Annotated in this window: 4 protein-coding genes; 3 read left to right on the forward strand and 1 reads right to left on the reverse strand. The window is 70.2% G+C overall.

The window, feature by feature from the left end:
* Positions 1 to 383 (forward strand): hypothetical protein (locus VK923_16170; GenBank protein ID HSJ46212.1); only part of this gene is annotated, 383 nt, incomplete at its 5' end.
* A 62-nt stretch (positions 384 to 445) separates the two neighbouring features.
* Here the strand turns inward: VK923_16170 and VK923_16175 are convergent.
* On the reverse strand, positions 446 to 700 hold the full coding sequence (locus tag VK923_16175) for a MerR family DNA-binding protein (protein ID HSJ46213.1): 255 nt from the start codon (positions 698 to 700) through the stop codon (positions 446 to 448).
* A gap of 67 nt (positions 701 to 767) precedes the next feature.
* Between VK923_16175 and VK923_16180 the strand changes: the two genes are divergently transcribed.
* Together VK923_16180 and VK923_16185 are read left to right on the forward strand one after the other, a co-directional pair.
* A complete protein-coding gene (locus VK923_16180; protein ID HSJ46214.1) occupies positions 768 to 1,109 on the forward strand; it encodes a hypothetical protein in 342 nt (113 codons plus the stop codon).
* An 81-nt stretch (positions 1,110 to 1,190) separates the two neighbouring features.
* Positions 1,191 to 1,376, forward strand: a complete 186-nt coding sequence (locus tag VK923_16185) for an ArsR family transcriptional regulator (GenBank protein ID HSJ46215.1) — start codon at positions 1,191 to 1,193, stop codon at positions 1,374 to 1,376.
* Positions 1,377 to 1,547 lie beyond the last annotated feature (171 nt).

Genomic DNA, 1,547 nt, shown 5'->3' on the forward strand with positions numbered 1-1,547 from the left:
TCGTCACGCACGCACCCGGCCGTCGGATGGCACTGCGGCTACTGACCAGCGGGCCGATCGTCGGCGCGTGCTGGGCCGCCAGCCTGATCGCGGGCCGCGGCTGGACCTGGCCGATGCCACATCCGGTCCGGTTCCTCCTCGCGGCGCTGCTGTGCGCGGTCGTCGCAGCGTTGGTCACCGCGACGACCAGCCGCCACAGCTACCGCCGCACCCGACTGGGCGCGGCAGGCGGCGCCACCCTGCTCGTCCTCGACAGCGCCATGCTGACCACGCAGGCGATCGTGACGCCACCGCTCGCATGGCCGCTGCTCGCAGCCATCCTCGCCAGCCTGATCCGCATCGCCTGGACCGCACGGTCACTCCCCGCGGCGCTGACCCGCTGACCCGGCACCATCAGGGTTGACCACGGCTGGAGGGTGGCAGGGTCAGTTGGCACCTGCCGGCGTCACAGGCCGCCAGCGGTGTCGAGCACCGTGTCGCGCAGCGCGCGGAGTTCGTCGAGCTGGCGGTCGATGCGGTCAACCACCCGCTCGAGACGCCAGCGCTCGTCGGCGCAGGTCGTGCCAGTCTCGAACGAGTGGAGCGCGTCGATGACCTCGTCGAGCGTGAACCCGTGCGCCTGCAGCGCCTTGGCGAGGCGGATGCGCTCGACGGCTTGGACCTCGTGTCCAAAGTCTATGGTTGCGTCGTTGTCTGACACATGCCCGCGACACCGCTCGCCGCGGGTCACCGAACGCCAGGAGCGCCGATGGCCACGCCTCCGATCTATGACGACACCGCGCCGATCGTGTGCACGATCAAGTCATGACGAGACCCCGGACCGCCTCGATCTCCTCGCACGGCTGCGCACGGCGCTGACTGTGGTCGAACGCACCGACCACGGTCTGGTGCTGCGCTTCCCCGCCCGTGATGACGTCGAGGCGGACGTCAGGCGCTTCGCCGCCGACGAGCAGCGCTGCTGCCGGTTCTGGGGATTCGACGTCACTGCCACCGACGCGGATGTGACGCTGCGGTGGGACGGTCCACCCGCGACCGCGCTGCTGCTCGACCAGCTGCTCGGGTACTTCCGCGGCGACCAGCCGGTCACGGCTCTCACCGGGCTCCTCTGACCGCCGCATCACCGTCAGAGGTATAGACATCGCCGGAAGCATTGATCTTTCACCGACGATGAACGATGAAAGGTCGCAGCGGTGGTGCTTGACCGTGGCTCGGCGGCGGCGTACGCGAGCTGGTTCCGTTGCCTGGCGGACGCCACACGGATCCAGATCCTGCACGTGCTGGCCACCGCGCAGGGTTCTCGGACGGTCGGCGAGATCGTGGCTGCGGTGGGTGTGGGCCAGTCGACGGTGTCGGCGCACCTGCGGCGCCTGGCCTAGCTGGAGTTCGTGTTCGTCGAGCACGTCGGCACGGCCGGCCTGTCTCGGGTCAACGACGACTGCCTGACGTCGTTTCCGGCCGCGGCCGATGTCGTCATGGGGCGCGTGCCGGTGGCCGACGGTGATCCGCTGTCGGCAGCGGCCCTGGCGTGCGTGACCGTGGCGGCCGCG

It is taken from the genome of Euzebyales bacterium (genome assembly GCA_035461305.1).
Classification (GTDB): Bacteria; Actinomycetota; Nitriliruptoria; order Euzebyales; family JAHELV01; genus JAHELV01.

What these genes read in the sequence shown, in the direction of transcription:
- VK923_16180 (HSJ46214.1), top strand. Translation starts at nt 768, where the DNA reads ATGACGACACCGCGCCGATCGTGTGCACGATCAAGTCATGACGAGACC.